General features: G+C 72.1%; 24 protein-coding genes. 11 read left to right on the top strand and 13 right to left on the bottom strand.

The features are described from left to right. Positions 1–35: 35 nt before the first annotated feature. Genes KPL59_RS30200 through KPL59_RS30210 form a run of 3 tightly spaced genes read right to left on the bottom strand, consistent with a single transcriptional unit; the run spans position 36 to position 2,838 of the window. Entirely contained in the window at positions 36–548 is a 513-nt protein-coding gene (locus tag KPL59_RS30200) for an N-acetyltransferase (protein ID WP_226362795.1), read from the bottom strand. 38 nt (positions 549–586) lie between these two features. Beyond that, entirely contained in the window at positions 587–1,243 is a 657-nt protein-coding gene (locus tag KPL59_RS30205) for a Rid family hydrolase (protein WP_226352017.1), read from the bottom strand. A gap of 29 nt (positions 1,244–1,272) precedes the next feature. Beyond that, complete coding sequence (locus KPL59_RS30210) at positions 1,273–2,838, bottom strand: FAD-dependent oxidoreductase (protein WP_226352018.1); 1,566 nt, start codon at positions 2,836–2,838, stop codon at positions 1,273–1,275. Between the two features lie 166 nt (positions 2,839–3,004). On the opposite strand from KPL59_RS30210, the gene KPL59_RS30215 reads away from it, so the two are divergent. After that, complete coding sequence (locus KPL59_RS30215) at positions 3,005–4,510, top strand: APC family permease (protein WP_226362796.1); 1,506 nt, start codon at positions 3,005–3,007, stop codon at positions 4,508–4,510. Further along, positions 4,507–5,247 (top strand): IclR family transcriptional regulator, encoded by a 741-nt coding sequence (locus KPL59_RS37250; RefSeq protein ID WP_226362797.1) that lies wholly within the window; start codon positions 4,507–4,509, stop codon positions 5,245–5,247. The genes KPL59_RS30215 and KPL59_RS37250 overlap by 4 nt, the downstream gene beginning before the upstream one ends. Here KPL59_RS37250 and KPL59_RS30225 read toward each other — a convergent pair. Further along, positions 5,226–5,963 carry a class I SAM-dependent methyltransferase gene (locus KPL59_RS30225; RefSeq protein ID WP_226352021.1) on the bottom strand — a complete coding sequence of 246 codons (738 nt, stop codon included), beginning with the start codon at positions 5,961–5,963 and terminating at the stop codon, positions 5,226–5,228. The two genes, KPL59_RS37250 and KPL59_RS30225, sit on opposite strands and share 22 nt — an antisense overlap. Before the next feature lie 63 nt (positions 5,964–6,026). Here KPL59_RS30225 and KPL59_RS30230 point away from each other — a divergent pair, with 63 nt between their 5' ends. Continuing rightward, the gene (locus tag KPL59_RS30230; RefSeq protein WP_226352022.1) at positions 6,027–6,656 is read left to right on the top strand and encodes a DedA family protein; all 630 of its coding nucleotides are present in this window, start codon (positions 6,027–6,029) and stop codon (positions 6,654–6,656) included. Between the two features lie 81 nt (positions 6,657–6,737). Here the strand turns inward: KPL59_RS30230 and KPL59_RS30235 are convergent, their stop codons facing one another. From KPL59_RS30235 to map, 6 genes are all read right to left on the bottom strand, one after another. After that, entirely contained in the window at positions 6,738–7,286 is a 549-nt protein-coding gene (locus tag KPL59_RS30235) for a dihydrofolate reductase family protein (RefSeq protein WP_226362798.1), read from the bottom strand. Positions 7,287–7,367: 81 nt separating this feature from the next. Next, positions 7,368–7,583, bottom strand: coding sequence for a ferredoxin (locus KPL59_RS30240; protein ID WP_369804827.1), 216 nt, complete (start codon positions 7,581–7,583; stop codon positions 7,368–7,370). After that, on the bottom strand, positions 7,580–8,791 hold the full coding sequence (locus KPL59_RS30245; protein ID WP_226352024.1) for a cytochrome P450: 1,212 nt from the start codon (positions 8,789–8,791) through the stop codon (positions 7,580–7,582). The genes KPL59_RS30240 and KPL59_RS30245 overlap by 4 nt, the downstream gene beginning before the upstream one ends. A gap of 125 nt (positions 8,792–8,916) precedes the next feature. Beyond that, positions 8,917–9,999, bottom strand: coding sequence for an alpha/beta fold hydrolase (locus tag KPL59_RS30250; RefSeq protein ID WP_226362799.1), 1,083 nt, complete (start codon positions 9,997–9,999; stop codon positions 8,917–8,919). 101 nt (positions 10,000–10,100) lie between these two features. After that, a complete protein-coding gene (locus KPL59_RS30255; protein WP_226352026.1) occupies positions 10,101–10,259 on the bottom strand; it encodes a hypothetical protein in 159 nt (52 codons plus the stop codon). Positions 10,260–10,493: 234 nt separating this feature from the next. Then, positions 10,494–11,270 carry a type I methionyl aminopeptidase gene (gene map / locus KPL59_RS30260; RefSeq protein WP_226352027.1) on the bottom strand — a complete coding sequence of 259 codons (777 nt, stop codon included), beginning with the start codon at positions 11,268–11,270 and terminating at the stop codon, positions 10,494–10,496. A 63-nt stretch (positions 11,271–11,333) separates the two neighbouring features. Here map and KPL59_RS30265 point away from each other — a divergent pair, with 63 nt between their 5' ends. Then, positions 11,334–11,612, top strand: a complete 279-nt coding sequence (locus KPL59_RS30265) for a helix-turn-helix domain-containing protein (protein ID WP_226362800.1) — start codon at positions 11,334–11,336, stop codon at positions 11,610–11,612. A 31-nt stretch (positions 11,613–11,643) separates the two neighbouring features. On the opposite strand, the gene KPL59_RS30270 is transcribed toward KPL59_RS30265, so the two are convergent. Then, entirely contained in the window at positions 11,644–11,817 is a 174-nt protein-coding gene (locus KPL59_RS30270; protein WP_226352029.1) for a hypothetical protein, read from the bottom strand. A gap of 231 nt (positions 11,818–12,048) precedes the next feature. On the opposite strand from KPL59_RS30270, the gene KPL59_RS30275 reads away from it, so the two are divergent. The 6 genes from KPL59_RS30275 to KPL59_RS30300 all read left to right on the top strand — a co-directional run bounded on the left by KPL59_RS30275 (position 12,049) and on the right by KPL59_RS30300 (position 16,309). After that, positions 12,049–12,480: a nitroreductase/quinone reductase family protein gene (locus KPL59_RS30275; protein WP_226352030.1), complete on the top strand. Its 432-nt coding sequence runs from the start codon at positions 12,049–12,051 to the stop codon at positions 12,478–12,480. Positions 12,481–12,556: 76 nt separating this feature from the next. Next, positions 12,557–14,185, top strand: coding sequence for an ABC-F family ATP-binding cassette domain-containing protein (locus KPL59_RS30280; RefSeq protein WP_226352031.1), 1,629 nt, complete (start codon positions 12,557–12,559; stop codon positions 14,183–14,185). Continuing rightward, the gene (locus KPL59_RS30285; RefSeq protein ID WP_226352032.1) at positions 14,182–14,469 is read left to right on the top strand and encodes a TetR/AcrR family transcriptional regulator; all 288 of its coding nucleotides are present in this window, start codon (positions 14,182–14,184) and stop codon (positions 14,467–14,469) included. The genes KPL59_RS30280 and KPL59_RS30285 overlap by 4 nt, the downstream gene beginning before the upstream one ends. Positions 14,470–14,504: 35 nt before the next feature. After that, complete coding sequence (locus KPL59_RS30290) at positions 14,505–14,813, top strand: TetR family transcriptional regulator C-terminal domain-containing protein (RefSeq protein WP_308187979.1); 309 nt, start codon at positions 14,505–14,507, stop codon at positions 14,811–14,813. Positions 14,814–14,887: 74 nt separating this feature from the next. Beyond that, the gene (locus tag KPL59_RS30295) at positions 14,888–15,478 is read left to right on the top strand and encodes a TetR/AcrR family transcriptional regulator (RefSeq protein WP_226362801.1); all 591 of its coding nucleotides are present in this window, start codon (positions 14,888–14,890) and stop codon (positions 15,476–15,478) included. 96 nt (positions 15,479–15,574) lie between these two features. After that, positions 15,575–16,309 (top strand): SDR family NAD(P)-dependent oxidoreductase, encoded by a 735-nt coding sequence (locus KPL59_RS30300; RefSeq protein ID WP_226352035.1) that lies wholly within the window; start codon positions 15,575–15,577, stop codon positions 16,307–16,309. Between the two features lie 434 nt (positions 16,310–16,743). Here the strand turns inward: KPL59_RS30300 and KPL59_RS30305 are convergent, their stop codons facing one another. Further along, entirely contained in the window at positions 16,744–17,001 is a 258-nt protein-coding gene (locus KPL59_RS30305) for a hypothetical protein (protein ID WP_226360836.1), read from the bottom strand. 271 nt (positions 17,002–17,272) lie between these two features. Here KPL59_RS30305 and KPL59_RS30310 point away from each other — a divergent pair, with 271 nt between their 5' ends. Then, positions 17,273–18,169, top strand: a complete 897-nt coding sequence (locus KPL59_RS30310) for an ISAs1 family transposase (RefSeq protein WP_226360835.1) — start codon at positions 17,273–17,275, stop codon at positions 18,167–18,169. Between the two features lie 203 nt (positions 18,170–18,372). Here KPL59_RS30310 and KPL59_RS30315 read toward each other — a convergent pair whose 3' ends face one another. After that, positions 18,373–19,143 carry a transposase gene (locus tag KPL59_RS30315; RefSeq protein ID WP_226362802.1) on the bottom strand — a complete coding sequence of 257 codons (771 nt, stop codon included), beginning with the start codon at positions 19,141–19,143 and terminating at the stop codon, positions 18,373–18,375. Between the last annotated feature and the right edge of the window lie 72 nt (positions 19,144–19,215).

The raw sequence follows: 19,215 nt of genomic DNA on the forward strand, positions 1-19,215 counted from the left end.
CCCGATCGGCGCAGCTCGGCGTCACCGACGGCCGATTATCGCGCTGCGTCGTCACCCTTTCGGCGCTGCGTGACCGGCAGCCGGTAGAGCGTGGCCACCGGTTCACGGCCGTCCGGGAACCGCCACCCGGCGGGTGCCGTACCGGTGCGGAGCCAGCCCACGGACCGGTAGAGGCGTTCGGCCGGGACGGACTCGACGACGTCGAGCACCCCGTCGCGGCCGCGGGCCGCGAGTTCGGCGGTGATCCCGTCCAGCAGGGCACGGGCGTGGCCGGCCCGGCGGACGGCCGGGTCGACGAACACCCGGGTCAGCCGCAGCGCGCGGGGTTCGTGGTCGTCGGTCAGCAGGGCGGCGTGCCCCGCGCCCCGCCCGCCCGCCGTGACGACCAGCGCGGTGACCAGCCCCGGCGGGGACAGGAACGCCACCGGGTCGGCCGGCCAGGTCGACGGGTACCGGTCGGTGTCGTGCACGGCGCGCAGCACGGCGACGCAGGCGGGCAGGTCGTCGTCGGTGCGGCGGCGCGGGGCAGGTGGCACGACGGGGGTCACGACCGGCGACCGTACCGCCGCGGCCGGGACCGGCCGGGTCAGCGCGGGGTCACCCCGGCCGGGTAGACGGCGTCGACCTCGACCTCCACCAGCCAGCCGGGGACCGGCAGGCTCGCCACCTCCAGCGCGAACCGGCTGGGCCGGGCGGGGTTGCGCACCAGCGGCGCGGCGGGCGCGGCCGTCCCGGTCGGGACCAGCACCGTCTCCCCGGTGGTCAGGTCGGTGTTGGCGAAGTACTGGCGGTAGGCGCGGTTCCAGCCGGCGTAGTCGGCGCGGGTCGTGCCGGGCGCGTTGTCGAGGAACACCCGCATCGAGGTGACGTCGTCGAGGCGCAGGCCCCGGGCCTCGAGGTTCTCCTTGATCCGGGCCAGCACGTTCATGCCCTGGGCCTCGGTGATCGTGACCCCGGCGGGGAGGGTGCCGCCGGGGAACTGGCCGGCGTCGACGTAGGCCTGCGGGGTGCCGTCCGCGGCCGCGGGGTTCGCCGCGGACGGGCCGAGGCCGCTGGACTTGTACAGCGACGCCCCGCTCACCAGGCTCACCCCCTCGGCGATCATCGGGTTGGCCTCGCCTGCCTCCAGCACGGGCAGCGCGGGCGGGCCGGGCTCGGCGGCGTCGGGCGCGGCGCCGGCGCAGCCGGTGGCCAGCGCGGCGGTGACGGACAGGGCGATCAGGACGGGAACGGGACGTCGCATCGTGTCTCCTCGGGGGAACGGGGGTGGGATCAGGCGCCGCCGGCGACCCGGGCGTGCAGCGCCGAGACCGTCGAGCGGGCGGAGGTAAACGCGCCGTGCTGCCAGGCGATGGCGTGCGAGAGGTGGTCACCGGCGAACCAGATGCGGCCGGCGGGCTGGGTGAGCAGCCGGTACTCCGGGCTCGTGGCCTCCCAGCTCGCCCAGGCCGACTCCGACCAGCGGGTCACCGCCCACGAGCCGGAGAACGACGACGCGATGTCGGAGCGGTACTTCTCGCCGTGGATCGCGGCGCCCTCGTCCAGGGCCTTCGCGAGCCGCTGGCGGTGGGTCAGGGACTCGAAGGCCCGCTGCCGCTTGCCGGAGCTGTAGTAGCCGACGACGACGCCCCGGTCGGCGTGGAAGTGGTCGTAGGGGAACATGATCTGGGCGATGTCGCGGTCGGTGTTACTGGCGCCGCCGTAGATCCGCTCGTCGGTCTCCCACCAGCGGCGGGTGTACTCGATGCCGAGCTTGCCCGACGAGCTTGGCTTCGCCGCGCGCTGCGCGGACAGCACGGCGGCGGGCAGGTTGGTGTCGAGCCGGGTCACCAGGTGCGGCGGCAGGGTGCAGACGACCTCGTCGGCCACCAGCCGTTCGACCGGGCCGCCCGCGACCGGGACGACGTCGACGGTCACCCCGTCCGGGGTGTTGTGCAGCCCGGTGACGGCCGTGCCGTAGCGGATCCGGTCGGCGCCGATCCGTTCGGCGAGCGCGTGGTGGATCCGGTCCATCCCGCCGACCGGGGTGAACATCATCGTGGCCTGGTCGTACTCGTAGTCGAAGGCGAAGTTCCGGCCGAGTCCGCTGCGGATCACCGAGGACATCGGGTACGGCACCGTGGGGGTGCCCGCGTCGGTCCCCGCGCCGGGTTCGCGGGCGTAGCCGCGCCGCGGGGAGCCGAGGTAGCGGCCGTCGGAGGACAGGTCGCCCAGCGAGACGAGGAACTCCGAGAGCGCCTCCTTGTCCGCGGCGCTCAGGACGTCGTCGAGCGCGCCGCGCGCGGTGGCCTTGTGGAGCAGCTCGGAGACGTAGCCGAAGGTGTCGGCCTTCGCCGCGCGGTAGGTGACCGAGGTTCCGGCCAGCGCCCCCGCGTCGGTGTAGTTGACGACGGTGTTGGCGTTCTGGTTGCCGAACGGCTGGATCTCCACCCCGAGCTCGCGGCAGTAGTCCAGCGTGACGTGGCTCTGCGGGATCCGGGTCGCGCCCAGGTTGAAGAAGTGTCCTGGCGCGAACGAGCAGCGTTGCGTCTCGCCGTTCAGGTCGGTCTCCTCGGTGCCCGCGCGCACCGACCAGACCCGCCCGCCGGGCCGGGTGCGGGCCTCGACGACGGACACGTCGTAGCCGACCTTGCCGAGCTCGTGGGCCGCGGCGAGCCCGGCGGGCCCCGCGCCGAGGACGAGGACGCGGCGGCCGGCCGCGGCGGCGTCGCGCGACGGTGGGGTCCAGGCCGGGTCGTCGCCGGCGCGGGGGGCGAGCCCGATGGTCGCCACGGCCTCGTACGCGGCGCCGGCCCCACCGGCCAGCCCCAGCGCCCTGATGAACGTTCTGCGGGTCACGGTCACAGCGGTGATACTCGGAACCGGCGGCGACGGTCGCGGGTCGCCGGCGCTGCGTTCACGGCAACCGGACCGGGAAGACCGGCGGCGGGTTCCCATCGCGGGTTCGACGTCCGACGCGCGGGCGCAACACCCGGGCAACAGCGCGGTCCTAGCGTCGCCGTCCGTGTCCGACCTCGACAGGGCCATCGCGCGGTCCTTCTCCCCCGGCCACACCCAGCTGCGGGCGGAGTCGCCGATGGCACCGCTCGGGCGGCGCCGGATGGGCGCGACCGAGCTGGTCGCGCAGTCGGTGGCGACGACCGCGCCCGCCGCGTCGATGGCGATGCTGCCCCTGGTCGTGGGCCGGCTCGCCGACCCGCTGTCCGGGCTGCTCGTCATCGTCGGCGCCACGGTCGCGGTGACGATGGTGGCGCTCTGCCTCGGGCAGTTCACCCGACGCCAGGCCGCAGCGGGCGGTGTCTACAGCTTCGTCTACCAGGGGCTCGGTGCCCGGGCCGCGCTCGTGACGGCCGTCGTGATCGGGGCGAAGTACCTGGGCAGCGCCGCGATCACGCTCTACGCCGGCGGCCGGGCCCTGACCGCGCTCGCCGGGGCGGCCGGGGTCGACGTGAGCGGGGCCGGCGCGCAGGTGCTGCTGCACCTCGTGGTCGCGGTGGGGATCGCGACGGTGCTCGTACGGGGGCCGCGGGTCGCCGCCCTCACCCTGCTCGGGGTGGAGATCGGCTCGCTGTTGCTCGTCGTCGCGGTGCTGCTGGTCCCCGCTCCGCACCTCGCCGCCCCGGTCCCGGCCGGGCCGGTGCCGGACCTGCTCGCCGTCGCGCTGATGGCGATGTTCATGCTCGCCGGCTTCGAGTCGGCGACCTTCTTCGGCCCGGAGACGCGACGTCCGCTGGTCACGGTGACCCGGGTGGTCCTCTGGACCCCGCTGCTGTGCGGGGCGCTGCTGTCGTTCGCGGCCTGGGCGAGCTGGACCGGCCGCGCCACGACCCTGGTCGCGATCCTGTCCGACCCCGGGGCGGCGGGCGCCCCGACCGCGCTGGTGGTGGCGTTGCACGCCGGTCTGGCCTGCTCCTACCTGGCCTCGGCCGCGGCCTCGGCGCACGCGGCGTCACGGGTCGCGTTCTCCCTCGGGGTGGAGCGGCTGCTGCCGCGTGCCCTCGCGACGGTGCACCGGCGGTGGCGCACACCGCACCGTGCCGTCGTCGGGATCGTGGCCGTGGTCCTGCTCGGCGGGCTGCTCGCCGACCTGGCACCGGCCGGGACGGACGCGGTGCGCCACCTGGTGCGGGCGCTCGTCACCCTCATGTACGTGCTGGTCGCGGTCGCGGCCGTCGCGTTCCTGCTGCGCATCCGGGAGCACACCCGCCCGGTGCTCGTGCTGGGGTGCACGGTCGCGGTGCTCGGCGGGGCCCTGCTGGTGCTGCGGCTGCCCGGTCTGCTCGACACCCCCGAGGGGACCGGCGCCGCGGTGGCCCTCGCGGTCTGCTGCGCGGTGGGACCGGTGTGGTGGAGGTTCCTGCGCCGTCACCCGGACCGGCTCGCGAGGATCGGGGTGTTCGACCAGCCCGGCAGCGACGACGTCCTGCCCGGGGCCGGCGACTTCGTCCCGGACGCCTCGGGGACGCCGCGGCTGGTCCGGCGGAGCCCGCGCGCCGGGGACCCGCCGTGAGCGAGCCGGGCGCCGCGAGCCGGGCCCTGGAGCTGCTGGAGGCGGTGGCGAGGATCGGGCCGGGTGCGACGGCGCGGGAGCTGTCGCGCACGACGGGCATCCCGTCCGCGACGGCGTACCGGCTGCTCAACGTGCTCGTCGCCGACGGCTACCTGGTCCGGATCAGCGACCTGTCCGGGTTCGCGCTGGGGCGCCGCACCCGGGAGCTGGCCGGCGCGGCCGAGGGACCGCCGCAGCTGGCCGAGATCGTCGCCGGGATCCGCGGCCGGGTCCGGTTCGGGTTGTTCGTCGCCGACTGGCCCGCGGGCACGCTGCGGCTGGTCGACCGCGACCCGGACCACGAGCTGCCCGGGGAACGGACGCTGCTCGCCCACCCGCACGCCTCGGCCATGGGGAAGATCATGCTGGCCGCGCAGCCGGAGCTCGTCCCCGACCGGCCGCGGGCGCTGACCCGGCACACCGTGACCGCCGGGGCCGCGCTGGCCGCGGAGCTGCGGACGGTGGCACGCACGGGGGTCGCCACCGAGGTCGACGAACTGCGCTCCGGCCGCTCGTCGGTCGCGGTCGCGGTGCGCGACGCGGCGGGCGGCGTCGTCGCCTGTCTCGCCGCGCTCGGCCCGACCGGGCGGCTGCCGGTCACCGACCCGGACCTGACCGCGCTGCTGCGCGCGGGGGCCGACCGGATCGGCGGGCTCACGGGCGCGCGGGCACCGGGTCAGCGCGGCCGCAGGACGTAGCCGGTGTAGCCGTACTCGGTGCCGAACCGCTCCCGTACGGCGATCTCGCCGCCCACCTCGTCCAGCGCAGCCGGGTCGACGCCGTCCTCCCGCAGGGTGGCGATCCGGCGGGCCAGCGGGCGGTAGTAGGCGTCCCAGTCGGAGTCGGGGAGCAGGTAGACCGCCTGGACCGTGTACCCGGCGCGCTGCGCGGCGGCGACGTTCTCCGCGGTCGTCCGCATCCCCGGGTAGCCCGCGTCCCAGAACTCCCGAGCGCCGGGCGACGGCTCGGTGGTCGTCCACTCGGCCTCGGTGAGGACCAGCACCCCGCCCGGGGCGAGCAGCCGCCGCCAGCCGGCGAGCGCCGCGTCGAACCCCATGACATAGGCGGCACCCTCGGACCAGACGAGGTCGGTCTCGCCGTCGGGCAGCGGCAGGTCGTCCATCGCCGCGACGAGTGGGCGCACCCGTTCCCCCAGCCCGGATGTCGCGGCCCGGCCGCGCAGTCGCTGGAGGAAGGGTTCGTGCAGGTCGACGGCCACGACCTCGCCACCGGTCGCCGCCGCCAGCGGCAGCGTCGCCGGACCGGTCCCGCAGCCGATGTCGACGATCCGCGGACGCTCCGGCAGGTCCCCGGCCAGGCGCAGCAGCAGCGCCGTCGTCTCCTCCGATCCCGGTGCCTCGCGGGGCAGGTCGTCGTGGGCGGCCAGGAAGACCTGCTCCAGCGGTGTGCTCACGTCCGCGCATGATGCCCGCACCGGGCCGCCACCGCACCACCGATACGTGTGCATGATGGGGTGGTGCACGTCGACACGTTCCTCCTGGCGATCCCCCCGCTCGCGATCTACTTCCTGTGCGCGGGTGTGGTCGGTGTCGAGAGCATCGGGGTGCCGCTGCCCGGTGAGATCGTGCTCGTCGGCGCGGCCCTGCTGGCCGCCCGCCCCGGCTCGCCCATCGACCCGGTGGCCGTCGCGGCGTCGGCGACGGCGGGGGCGATCGTCGGCGACTCGATCGGCTACACGGTGGGCCGTCGCTACGGCACCGGTCTGCTCGACCGGCTCGGCCGCCGGTTCCCCAAGCACCTGGGCCCGGCGCACATGACCGTGGCCCGGCGGATCTTCGACCGGCACGGGGTCTGGGCGGTGCTGTTCGGCCGCTTCGTGGCAATCCTGCGCATCCTCGCGGGCCCGCTGGCCGGGACGATGAAGATGCACTACCCGAAGTTCCTCGCCGCGAACGCGACCGGCGCGGTGCTGTGGGCGGGCGGCACGGTCGCCCTGATCTACCTGCTCGGGATCGTCGCCGAGACGTGGCTGAAGCGGTTCTCCTGGATCGGGCTGATCGTCGCCGTGGTCGGCGGGCTGCTGGTCTCGCGGTACGTGCGGCACCGGGTCGAGCGGGCCGCCGCGCAGGAGGAGACGGCGCCGTGAGCCCCGCCGTCGGGCCGGGCGGGCGGACGCCGTCGGCGAGCTGACCGGTCCGGGCCGCGACCTGCTGACGGGACGGATCGCTCAGCGCAGCGCGTGAGCGGTGTAGGTGACCGCGCCGAAGGTCCGCGAGTCGAGCAGCGGCAGGCGCTCGGTGGACCATCCGTCCGGGAACAGCCGCCGGCCCGCACCCTGGACGACGGGGTGGTGGAACAGCCGGATCTCGTCGACGAGCCCGGCCGCGATCAGCGTGTGGCACAGCGTGATGCTGCCGGTGCAGACGATGTCGGCGCCCGGCCGCTCCTTCAGTGCCGCGACCTCGGTGACCGGGTCCCCGGACAGGACGGTCGAGTTCTCCCACTCCGGATCGGTCAGCGTCGACGACACCACGTACTTGTCGACCTGGTTCAGGTAGTCGGTGATGCCGGTGGCGTCGTCGGTCCGGGCGGGCCAGAAGCCGCGGAAGTCGCAGAACGTGCGGCGCCCGAGCAGCGTCGCGTCGGAGGCGGCGTCCTGGCGGTGCAGCTCGGCGAGAACCTCGTCCTGGCCGTCGGCGGTGGGGTCGAACCAGTCGCCGAGGAACTCGACGGCGCCGTCGAGGGTGACGTTCTGGGTGATCGCGAGTGTGCGCACGGGAGATGCCTCCACGGTCGTCGGTGCGTAGACACCAGGGTCGACCGCGGAGGCGTCCCGAACTCGTCGGTCGCCGCCGGCTCAGCCCTCGACGACGGTGATCGCCGCCGCCGGACAGCCGTGCGCGGCGTTGCGCACGGCCTGCTCCTGACCGTCCGGCGGGGTGTCGGTGAGCAGCTCGACGACGGCGTCGGAGTCGCGCTGGTCGAACACGTCCGGGGCGGTGAGCAGGCACTGCCCCGACCCGACACAGGCGTGCTGGTCGACCTCGACCTTCATCGCGGGTACCTCCCTCACCAGCGGACCGGCAGGCTGCGGACCCCGCCGGTGATGTGGTCGGTGCGCACGTCGAGCTCGTCCATGCCGACGGCGAGCTCCAGGTCCGGCAGCCGGCGGGCGAGCGTGGCGAACACCGCGCGCAGCTCGGTGCGGGCCAGGCTCGCGCCGATGCAGAAGTGCGGCCCGTGCCCGAAGCCGACGTGCCCGCGCTCGGCGCGGTCGGGGTCGAAGGTCTCGGCGTGGTCGAAGACGTCGACGTCGCGGTTGGCGGCGTTGACCGAGAGGATCACCGCGTCGCCGCGCGCGATGGTGACCCCGGCGATCTCCACGTCCTCGTGGGCGTAGCGCAGCAGCCCCAGGTCACCGGGCGCGCCGAGGCGCATGACCTCCTCGATGACGGCGTCGACCCGGCCCTCGGGGTCGGCAGCGAGCTTGTCCCACTCGTGCCGGTTGCCCATGAGGAACAGCATGCCCAGCCCGATCCGGTTCACGGTGGTCTCGTGCCCGGCGAACAGCAGCCCGACGCAGAGCCGGATCATCTGGTCGTAGCCGAAGGTCGGGTCGGCGGCCTGGGCCGCGACGAGGTCGCTGATGACGTCCTCGCCGGGCTCGGCGCGCTTGCCCTCGGCGAGCCCGGCCATGTAGCGGCCGAACTCCTCGCGGGCGGCGTGGGCGTCGTCGCCGGAGTAGGTCGCCATCCGGTCGGACAGCCCGCGGAAGTACTCGCCGTCGGACTCGGGGACGCCGAGCAGCGAGCAGATCACCGCGACCGGCAGCGGGAAGGCGAGGTGGGCGTGCAGGTCGACCACGCCGTCGGCGGACGCGTCGTGGTCGGCGACCATCGCGTCGACGTAGCCGTCGACGAGCTCCTGCACGTGCCCGGACAGCCGGCGCATGCGCTTGGCGGAGAACGCCGGGGTGAGCAGCCGGCGCATCCGGCCGTGCTCCTGCTCCTCGGTCTCGTAGGTGCCGGTCGGCCCGTCCTGGACGGCCGCGGTGCTGATCCTCGACGCCTTCTCCGGCTCCGGGTGCGACCGGCCGAACCGCTTGTCGCCCAGTAGCTCGCGGACCTCGGCGAACCGGGTCACCAGCCACGCCGGGTCGCCGGCCGGGGTGGTCACCGGCGCGATCGGCGCCTCACGGCGCAGGACCTCGTAGAACGGCGCGAGGTCGAGCAGGTTCGGTCGGGTGAACGGCAAGCGGGGACGCTCGGCGGCGAGGGTCATCGACACTCCTGGGGTCGTGGTGGTGACCCCAGCCTACGATTTACTGGCAGTATCTGCCACGAATGTGCCCGGAGTGCACCGGACCGTCCCCGAACGGGCAGGTCGGGGGCGGCCCGGGCCCGCAGTCACGCCGGGCTGTCGAGCAGCTCCTGCAGGTACTGGTCGATCTGCGGCATGTAGGTGGGCGCGACACCGAACAGGGCGAGGTGCCCGAGCAGGTCGTCGACGACGCGGATCGTCGCGTGCGGGGTCAGCTCCAGCTCGGCCTCGTGGTCGCGGACCGGGAAGAACATGTCCTCGTTGATCGGGATGACCCGGGTGACGGCCTCGTTGCGACCGAGTGCCTCGGCGAGGTTCCCGCCGGTGTGGCGGGCGACGTCGCCGCGCTGCCACTTCCACGCCATGCAGAGCAGGTCGTTGGGGTCCATCGCAGTGAAGTACGGCTCCAGGAAGCCCGCCATGAAGGCCTCCTTGGAGTCGAACTCCAGGGCGCGCCAGACCTCCTGCTTCCAGAACTCGGTGGAGAAGCCCATGACCGCCCAGATGCCGGCGTGGCGCCGCAGCCCGGCCTCGACGTCGGCGTTGCTCGCGTAGTTCCCGCCGTTCCACCCCGGGTCGGAGGTGATCGCCTCGACCAGGGCCTTCGTGTAGAGGAAGTCGTGCGGGGTGTTCTGCGCGGTCCCGGCGATCGGCGCGGCACGGCGCACCTTGTCCGGGAACCGCACCATCCACTCGTAGGTCTGCTGCGCACCCATCGATCCGCCGACGACGAGCGCGAGCCGGTCGATCCCGTAGTGCTCGCGCAGCAGCTGCTCCTGGGCGCGGACGTCGTCGCCGATCCGGACGTGCGGGAAGTTCGACATCGCGATGCCGGCGTTCGCGCCCGAGGCGTTGTGCGGGCTGGTCGACAGACCGTTGCCGATCTGGTTGACCACGACGATGAAGTACCGCTCCGGGTTCAACGCGTGGTCCGGGCCGATGTAGACATCGCGGAAGATCTGGTGCGTCCCCGAGTACCAGGTCGTCACCAGGATCGCGTTGTCCTTCGCCGCGTTCAGCGTGCCGAAGGTGGCGACCGCGAGCTGCAGGTCGGGGATCACCCCGCCCTCCTCCAGCGCGAACTCGCCGACGCTGATCAGCTCGTAGTCGCCATGGAACTCGTGGGTGTAGAAGGGATTCTCGATCGCGGCCGACTGCGCTGTCGTCACGGTCGTCACTGCTCTGTCACGCTCCTGCTCCGTCGAAGACGCGGACCGGAGCGACTCTTCACCTTTGTGACGCGCGGCACAAGATCCCGTCCGGGCGGGGATCAGCTCCAGGCGACGACGAGCACCAGCATCGTCACGACGATGCCGAGCCCCAGCATCATCATCAGCAGCCAGGCCCCGGCGTTCGGTGGCGGCTCGGCGGGCGCCGCACCGGTGCTGCGGCGCAGCTCGGCGAGCTGGGCGCGGTCGAGGATCGGCATGGTCAGGTCATCGGAGTTCACATGGTGGTAACGCGCGAAGTCGGGTCGTGGGCACTGAGCTCCCAACTCTCGTGTGCCGCAACAAGATCGATGTCGCGGACGGTGCCGCGCGTACCTCCACCGGTATCACGGTGCGTCGACCTGAGCCCGACGGCCCGTCACGCACGGTCATCAGCAGCGGCCGGCCGGAGAGGTCGGTGAACACCGGTGAGACGTCCGGGACGGCCCGGTCGGTCAGTCCTGCCCGCGCCGGGTCAGCACCCGGGGGCCGTCCTCGGTGATCGCGACGGTGTGCTCGGAGTGCGCGGTGCGCGAACCGTCGGCGGAGCGGATGGTCCAGCCGTCGGGGTCGAACACGATCCGGTCGGTGGTCCGTGCGAACCAGGGTTCGAGCGCGAGCGTCAGCCCCGGTCGCAGCGTGAGACCGCGACCGGCCCGCCCGGTGTTCGGGATGTGGATGTCGCCGTGCATGGTGCGGCCGAGGTCGTGCCCACCGAACTCGGTGTTGACGAGGTAGCCGTAGTCGCGGGCGACCCCACCGATGGCGGCGGAGATGTCGCCGAGCCGGTTGCCCGGCCGGGCCGCGTCGATCGCGGCCTCCAGGGCGTCCTCGGTGGCACGGATGACACGTCGGTCGCCCTCGTCGGCCGTGGTGCCGACGATGATCGTCCGGGCGGAGTCGGCGACCCAGCCGTCGATGCTGACGGCGATGTCGGCACTGAGGACATCGCCGTCGCGCAGGACGTAGTCGTGCGGGAGCCCGTGCAGCACGGCGTCGTTGACCGAGAGGCAGATGACGTTGCGGAACGGGCCGCGCCCGAAGGACGGGGCGTAGTCCCAGTAGCAGGACTCGGCGCCGCGCTCGGCGAGCATGCCGCGCACGTGCAGCTCGATGTCGAGGAGGTTCACGCCGACGTCGGCGATCCGGCCGACCTCGGTGAGCACCTCGGCGACGAACCGGCCGGTCGTGTGCATCCGGTCGATCTCGGCCGGCGTCTTCAGTTCGATCACGGTATTACTATACCGGAGCGTCAACGCTTGCCGGTACAGTAATACCGACCTTAGTCTCGTCCCATGGTCCGCCACCCTCTCACGCCCGAGCAGATCGACGCCGGTCGCCGTCTGGGTGCGCTGCTGCGCCGGGCCCGGGGCGACCGCGACCCCGTCGAGCTCGCCCGGGCCGCCGGGGTCTCCCCCGAGACCCTGCGCAAGATCGAGACCGGACGCCTGCCGAGCCCGGGGTTCGGGACGATCGTCTGCCTCGCCGAGGCGCTCGGGATGCCGGTGCAGGAGCTGGCCGACACCTGGCGCGGCAGCGACGTGGCCGACGTGGCGATGGAGGCCACCGGGTAGCGGTGCCCGCACCTCCGGCACCGCTACCCGGCTACTGACCGGGACGCAGCTCGTAGAGGTGTCCCCGCCCCGCCTTCTCGCTGTACCAGCGCGTCGCCGGCGGGGTCGTGGTGCCGTCCGGCGAACCGCCGACCGGCCACCCGTTCGGCCGGTCCTCGCCGTCGACGACGCACCAGCCGGCACCGTCGAGCCACCGGCACCACACGACCCCGCCCGCCGGTAGACCGGCCGCCCGGTCGTGTCGGTCGCCTCGCGGTGGAACCGGTACACGAGCCCGTCGGACAGGCGCACGAACTCGAAGGACTCCACAGGTCCTGGGTACCCGACGCGGCCGGGCCCGTCGATCGGGTCGAGGCCCGCCGGAATGGCCGACGACGGGGCGAGGTTGACCCCAGCGGTGCCGGACGGCACCGGACACCCCCTGGAGGAGCACGAGATGAGTGACGCGTCGGCCCCGTTCGACCTCGCGGCGATGAACCGCGCCGTGATCGAGGAGTTCCGGGCGACCGGAGGACGAGCGGGCGGCATGTTCGAGGGCAAGCCGCTCGTGCTGGTCCACCACACGGGAGCCCGGTCCGGCACCGAGCGGATCGCGCCCCTGGTCCCGCTCCTCGACGGTGAGCGGATCTTCATCTTCGCCAGCAAGGGCGGGGCCGACACCAACCCGGACTGGTACCACAACCTCCTGGCGAACCCCGACACCCGCGTCGAGCTCGGCATCGAGACCCTGCCCGTGCGGGTGCGGGAGGTCACCGGTCCCGAGCGGGACGAGGTCTACGCCCGCCAGGTCGCGCTGGAGCCGCAGTTCGGCGAGTACCAGCGCTCGACGGAGCGGATCATCCCGGTGCTGGAGCTGCAGCGGGTCTGAGCAGGGACGTCACCGGGCCCGACGTGACGCCCGAAACTCCGAGGCACCCCACTATCACAGGTGCGATGGTGACCGCATGGGTCACGTGGAGACACAAGGCGTCGACCACGTCCTGCCCGACGGACGAGTCCTGCTCAGCGCGGCGTCGTTCCGGGCGGGCGAGGGTACGACGACGGCGCTGATCGGTGCGAACGGCGCAGGGAAGTCGACGGTGCTCGCTCTGATCGCAGGCACGGTCGAACCGTCGGCAGGCACCGTGCACAGCTCGGGCGGGCTCGGGGTGATGCCCCAGTTCCTCGGCGACCGCACCGTGCGTGAGCTGATGCTGGAGCTGTCACCGGAACGTCTGCGACGGGCCGGCCGACGGCTCGACGCCGCAGAGGACGCGCTGATCGAGCGGGACGGGACGGCCGAGCAGCTGCGTTACGCCGAGGCGCTCACCGAGTACGGCGACGCCGGCGGGTACGACGCCGAGTCGTTGTGGGACCGCTGCTGCACGATCGCAGTGGGATCGCCGTACGACGAGATCCGTTTCCGCAGCACCGATCGGCTCTCCGGCGGCCAGCAGAAGCGACTCGCCCTCGAAGTGCTCCTACGGGGCCCCGACGAGGTGCTCCTGCTCGACGAGCCCGACAACTACCTCGACGTCCCGGGCAAGGAGTGGCTGGAGCAGCAGCTGCGGGAAACGGACAAGACGGTGCTCCTCGTGTCGCACGACCGGGAGCTGCTGCGTCGCAGCGCCGACCGGATCGTCACGATCGAGCTGCACCCTGCGGGCAACACGGTCTGGACGCACGGGGGCGGGTTCGCCACCTACGACGAGGCCCGCGCCGACCGTCTGGAGCGGCTCGACGAGCTCCGCCGACGGTGGGACGAGGACCGGCAACGGCTGGTGCGGCTGGTCCACGAGATGAAGCAGAAGGCCTCGTACAACGACGGCATGGCCAGCCGTTACCAGGCCGCCCGCACCCGGCTCGCCCGGTTCGACGCCCACGGCCCGCCGGAGGCGGTGCCGCGCCGACCACGCCTGCAGATGCGGCTCGGTGGTGGCCGGACCGGGCAGCGGGTGGTGACATGCCAGGACCTGGCCCTCGACGGACTCACGGCGCCGTTCTCGATCGAGGTCTTCTACGGCGACCGGCTGGCCGTCCTCGGACCGAACGGCACCGGCAAGTCGCACTTCCTGCGACTGCTGGCGGGCCTCGATCCGGACGCGACCGACAGCGGTGAGCCGGTGGCGCACGTCGGGACGGTCCGGCTGGGAGCCCGTGTGACACCGGGATGGTTCGCCCAGACCCACCGCCGCCCCGAGTTCACCGGGCACAGCCTGGCCGAGCTGCTGGTCGCCGGCGGGCCACAGCGTCCGGGAACCGATCCGGAGCGCGCGATGCGGGCGTTGGCCCGTTACGACCTGGCGGCGGCCGCCCATCGCGGTTTCGACACGCTCTCGGGCGGCCAGCAGGCCCGCTTCCAGGTCCTCCTGCTGGAGCTGCGCGGCGCCACGCTGCTCCTGCTCGACGAGCCGACCGACAACCTCGACCCCTACTCGGCCGACGTGCTGCAGGACGCGATCGGAGCGTTCGACGGCACCGTCCTCACCGTCACCCACGACCGGTGGCTGGCCCGGCTGTTCACCCGGTTCCTGGTCTTCCGCCAGGATGGGACGGTGTACGAGACCGGCACCCCGGTGTGGGACAGCACATGAGCAGGGTGCGCGCCGAGGACGCCCGCCCTCGCATCGTGGAGGCGGTGTTCGCCCTGATCCGCGACGGTGGCGTGGCCGGGGTGTCACAGCGCCGCGTGAGTGCGGAGTCCGGGATCGACCTCGGCTCCGTCCGCCACCACTTCCCGACGAGCGAGTCGATGATGATCGCCGCCGCCGAGGAGGTCGGACGCCGCATGCAGACCAGGCTCGCGGCCTGCCCCGGCCCGACCGCGGCGACGCCCGATCCGCCGTGGTCGCGCTCCGGAGCGTGTGTCTCGCCCTGATCCCCACCGGTGACCTCGGTCGGGACGAGCTCATCGTGCTCCAGGAGTTCCTGGCCGCAGCGCGGTTGAACGACGCCTATCGCCCCGTCACCACGCGCATGGGCGGCGATCTGCGCTCGGTCCTGCGGAGCGCGTTGGCACCGATCGTCGATGCGACCCCGGAGGCGGACATCGAGGTCGAGCTCCTGGTCGCGTTGACCGTGGGACTCTCCGCTGAGCACGTCCAACCGCACGGCGCTCCCCCGGTGGTCGAGCCCGTCGAGGTCGTCGAACGGCACCTGAGGCGCCTTGTCGCCCATGTCGACGAGCGGGGCTCGTCGCCGGCTCGATTCCATACGACGTGACGGCTCCCCCGGCCCACCCGCCGGTACACCGTTCGATGGTGAACCGACCGGTCCAGAATCAGTAGCATCGCATCATGCCGCGTCCCCGCCAGTTCGACGAGAAGCGGGTCCTGTCGTCCGTGCAGGCGGCGTTCTGGGACAAGGGGTACGCAGGTACCTCGCTCGACGACCTCCTGGCCGCCAGCGGCCTCGGCAAGGGAAGTCTGTACGGGGCGTTCGGGGACAAGCGGAGCCTGTTCCTGCGCGTGCTGCGCGAGTACGACGACGCCAACGACGCGATGCTGCGCACCCGTCTGGAGCAGAGCGACCGCGCCGTCGACGTCGTTCGTGACTTCGTGACCGGCCCACTGCGCGATCCCGACGGGGCGGAGGCACGGCGGGGCTGCCTGCTCGCCAACACCGCGATGGAGCTGTCCGCCGACGTCGCCGAGGTGGCCGCCGAGGCCCGGCGAAGCTACGCCGCGACGACGACCCTGCTGGCCGAGGCCGTACGACGGGCCCAGCGCGAGGGCGACGTCACCCCCCACGTCGACCCCGACGAGACCGCCCACGCGGTGCTCGCCGGACAACTCGGCCTCCTGGTCCTCGGCCGGGTCGGCCAGGACCCGGCCATCCTGTCGACCATGGCCGGGACCCTGCTCCAGGGACTGCTGCCCCCGCCCTGATCGGCTCCGGAGAGTCGACCACCCCCCGTTGTTGACTGATCGGTCCATATCAGGTGTTATGGACCGATCAGTCAACAACAGGAGCGGAGAGCTGACGTGACGGTTCTGCAGGACAAGGTCGCCGTCGTGACCGGTGCGAACGCGGGCATCGGACGCGCGATCGCCCGGGCCTACCACGCCGAGGGGGCACGGGTGTTCGTCGCCGGCCGCCGTCGGGAACAGCTCGTCGAGGTCGAGGCCGAGCTCGGACACGGCGTCACCGGCGTCCGCTGCGACGTCGGCCGGCTCGACGACCTCGATGCGCTCTACGCGACCGTCGCCGAACAGGCGGGCCGGATCGACGTCCTGGTCGCCAACGCCGGGATCGGGATCGTGGCGCCGCTCGGGGAGATCACCGAAGAGCAGTTCGACGCGATGTTCACCACCAACGTCAAGGGGTCGCTGTTCACCGTGCAGAAGGCCCTGCCCCTTCTCGCGCCGGGGGCGTCGATCATCCTCACCGGATCGACGGCGGCGTCGCGTCCCGAGCCGTTCCTGCCCGTCTACGGCGCGACCAAGGCCGCGCTCCGGAACCTGGTCCGCGGGTTCGCCCACGACGCCGGGACACGCCGGTACCGGATCAACATGCTCTCCCCCGGCGCCACGCACACCCAAGGACTGGTCGACCTGCTGCCGGCCGACGCGCTCGCCGCCGCCGGGCCGTCGGTCCCGCTCGGCCGGCTGGCCGAGCCCGAGGAGATCGCGGCCGCGGCGGTCTTCCTCGCCTCGGACGCGTCCAGCTACGTCAACGGGTCCGAGCTCGCCGTCGACGGCGGCTCCGCCCAGGTCTGAGGAGCACCACCCGGGGGCGGGCCCCGCGAGAACGCTGCACCTGCGGCGGAACCCGAGCATCTGAGCAACGCAAGCCGGCCGGAACACCGTCCATCCGGCCACCGAGCTGCGGAATCGCCGGCAGAGGCCGGTCGTCGTCGGACGTCGTCGGCGAGGCTGGTGTGTACCGGATCCGTACCCGAGGACCGTCAGGACGCAGGATCGGACACGTGGGCGAGCACAAGGAACGCATGCTCCGCAACGACTGGTACCTCGACGAACCCGACCTCGTCGACGACCGACGTCGCTGCTGGCAATCCGGCCCGACCCGTCCGCCCGATCTGAGCGATCGACACGACCCTCTGGGAGCCGGAGCAGGCTGCCCGACCGCAGACAGCGAAGACAGCCCAGGGCCGCCCCCGGTGCCCCCACCCCCCAGGGCCCCGGCAAAGTCGTCACGTGATCTTGTAGGTGATCAGCGGGCGGTGAGGGTCGCGGGCGTGGTGGCGTAGCGCTGCGGCGATGTTGGTGACACCGGCCAGGCGTAGCGCGGTGATCGCGAGGTTCCGCAACGCCGACATGACCTGCGGGGCGTGACCGCTGCGGGCGGTAGCGCGGTCTTCGTCGAAGCAGACATCACGGACCCAGTGCAGGCGATTCTCGATCGACCAGTGCCCACGGATCCACCGCGCGAGCAGACCCAGGGTCGGCATCGGTGCCGGTCAGACTGGTGATCGCGTAGACGGTCTCGGTCTTCCACCTCCCGCCGGGACGTAGGGGACGGCGGCGACGGACCAGCTTGATCGCCTGGGATGCGTGCGGGAAGAACTCTGCGCCCAGGTCGGGGCACAGGGCCCCGGCAAAGTCGTGATGGGTGGGGGCTGAGCTGCGGTGACGTGCGGGGTGGGTGCGGACACAGGCTTGGCGTGATCATGAGGGTGTCGAATCCTTGCTCACGTCAGGAAGCCTGTGTCCGCAGTGTCAGTGTCTCCGATCGTTGCTGCTCTGGAAGGCCTGGAGGTTGATCCTGACGCGGGGAGAGCCGCGCCGGTCGACGAGGCGGCGGTGGTGTCGCTGGTGGAGGCTCTGTCGCAGGTCCCGGACCCGCGGAAACCGCGTGGTGTCGGCCATGGGGTCCTCGTAGTGTCGCTGCTGGGGGCGTGCGCGGTGCTGACCGGAGCCCGGTCGTTCACCGCGATCGCCGAGTACGTCCACGACACCGGCAGCACCGTGCTGGACGTGCTCGGGGTGGGCGCTGCCGCGCCGCACGAGTCGACCATCCGTCGGGTCCTGCAGCGGGTTGACGCCTCGGCGCTGGAAGCGGCGTTGCGGTCCTGGGCGTTGGCCCAGCTCAGCGCCCAGCCGGTCCCGGAGGGCACACCCCGGCGGGAACAGCGCCGCGTGCTGGCCTTGGACGGCAAGACCCTGCGTGGCACCCACGTCCGTGCCGCCGATGGCAGCGTCTGGCTTCCGCATCTGGTGTCGGTGCTCGACCAGGCCAGTGGTGCCGTGCTCGGCCAGGTTCAGGTCGCAGAGAAGGGCAGCGAGATCACCGCGTTCACCGCGCTGCTCGACCCCCTCGACCTCGACGATGTACTGGTCACCGCGGACGCTCTGCACACCCAGCGAGCCCACGCCGACTACCTACACCGCCGCGGCGGGCACTACCTGATGACGATCAAAGCGAACCAGCCCACGCTGCTGGCACGGGTACGGGCGCTGCCCTGGACCCAGATCGGCGTCGCTGATCGTCAACGCGGACGCGGACACGGCCGCGTCGAGACCCGCACGATCAGCATGGTCAGCCTGCCCCCCTGCCCCGACCCAGGGCCCCGGCAAAGTCGTGATAGACGGTGGGAACCGTCCCCCGCGGCCTTCTGATTGCCGCACTGCACCTGTCTGTGACCAGCTATAGCGCCGCGCGGCGCCGCAACGGTGCCGCGTGTCACGGCCCACCACAAGATCATCTAGCGACTTTGCCGGGGCCCTGCCCCACCCCCAGGTCTGCCCACTTCGCGAGAGCTGGCGGGCAGAGTTGATTCACTCACCTTCTGTTTCGTTCACCGAGGCTTATTCAGGCTCCGTCAGGTAAGTGTGTAGAAGATGAGTCCGATGACTGCCGAGATTGTCGTTTTAAATGTGGCGTAGGGCCGCCGGTAGTCTGTGTGGAGAACTTTCCACGTTTTGATATGAGCGATGACTCGTTCGATGGTGGCGCGTGTGTGGTTGAGGCTCTTGTTGAATGTTTTTTGCCAGTTGAGAAGTTCCCGGCCGGGTGGTTTTTTGAACGGGGTGAGCATGCCGCGCCCGATGTATCCTTTATCCCCGATCGGGGGGTATGTGGCGAGGTGGTCGAGGGCGCCGGATTGGTCGAGGCAATATAGGTCGTGTCGGGAGCCTGGGGTCGGGTCGGAGATCCACGACAGCTGCCCTTCCAGGGTGGCTGCGACCTGGACGACGACGCCGGTGGTGCGATGCTTGCCCGACCACAGACCCGGCACCGCGGCCCATGACCAGCAGGGCAGCAAGGTTCCATCGATGATGTACTGCCGATCGGCACGAAGCTCCTCTGCCGTCGGAACGACACTCCGCAGCGCCTGTGCCAGCAACGGTGTCACCCCCGTGATCGCTCGACTAACCGTCGACTGCGACACCCCATAGGTTTCCGCCAACTCCCACTGCACACGATTCCCGCGCAGATACGCCAACGTGATCACCACCGACCAGAACCAGAACAACCCAGAACCGGCGGCCAAGACAAAACGTGCCTCCGTCGCGTCCCGCTGATCCTGCTCATACACTATAGCGACAAGATCCTGAATTTCATCACGCCGGAAACCAGTGGTATAGTACATACTGCGGCAGCCGTTCATCTCGGATTGATTCGGCAAACCAATCTTCGCGATGGACGGGCTGTCGCCCAACCC

Origin of the sequence: Pseudonocardia sp. ICBG1142, assembly GCF_020496255.1 — a bacterium.
GTDB lineage: Bacteria > Actinomycetota > Actinomycetes > Mycobacteriales > Pseudonocardiaceae > Pseudonocardia.

Excerpts from the sequence above, each read along its gene's own strand:
- KPL59_RS30205 (WP_226352017.1), bottom strand. The coding sequence starts at position 1,243 with ATGCGACGTCCCGTTCCCGTCCTGATCGCCCTGTCCGTCACCGCCGCG.
- KPL59_RS30245 (WP_226352024.1), bottom strand. The coding sequence starts at position 8,791 with ATGACCCTCGCCGCCGAGCGTCCCCGCTTGCCGTTCACCCGACCGAAC.
- KPL59_RS30255 (WP_226352026.1), bottom strand. The coding sequence starts at position 10,259 with ATGCCGATCCTCGACCGCGCCCAGCTCGCCGAGCTGCGCCGCAGCACC.
- KPL59_RS30265 (WP_226362800.1), top strand. The coding sequence starts at position 11,334 with ATGGTCCGCCACCCTCTCACGCCCGAGCAGATCGACGCCGGTCGCCGT.
- KPL59_RS30275 (WP_226352030.1), top strand. The coding sequence starts at position 12,049 with ATGAGTGACGCGTCGGCCCCGTTCGACCTCGCGGCGATGAACCGCGCC.
- KPL59_RS30280 (WP_226352031.1), top strand. The coding sequence starts at position 12,557 with ATGGGTCACGTGGAGACACAAGGCGTCGACCACGTCCTGCCCGACGGA.
- KPL59_RS30285 (WP_226352032.1), top strand. The coding sequence starts at position 14,182 with ATGAGCAGGGTGCGCGCCGAGGACGCCCGCCCTCGCATCGTGGAGGCG.
- KPL59_RS30295 (WP_226362801.1), top strand. The coding sequence starts at position 14,888 with ATGCCGCGTCCCCGCCAGTTCGACGAGAAGCGGGTCCTGTCGTCCGTG.
- KPL59_RS30305 (WP_226360836.1), bottom strand. The coding sequence starts at position 17,001 with ATGCCGACCCTGGGTCTGCTCGCGCGGTGGATCCGTGGGCACTGGTCG.
- KPL59_RS30315 (WP_226362802.1), bottom strand. The coding sequence starts at position 19,143 with ATGTACTATACCACTGGTTTCCGGCGTGATGAAATTCAGGATCTTGTC.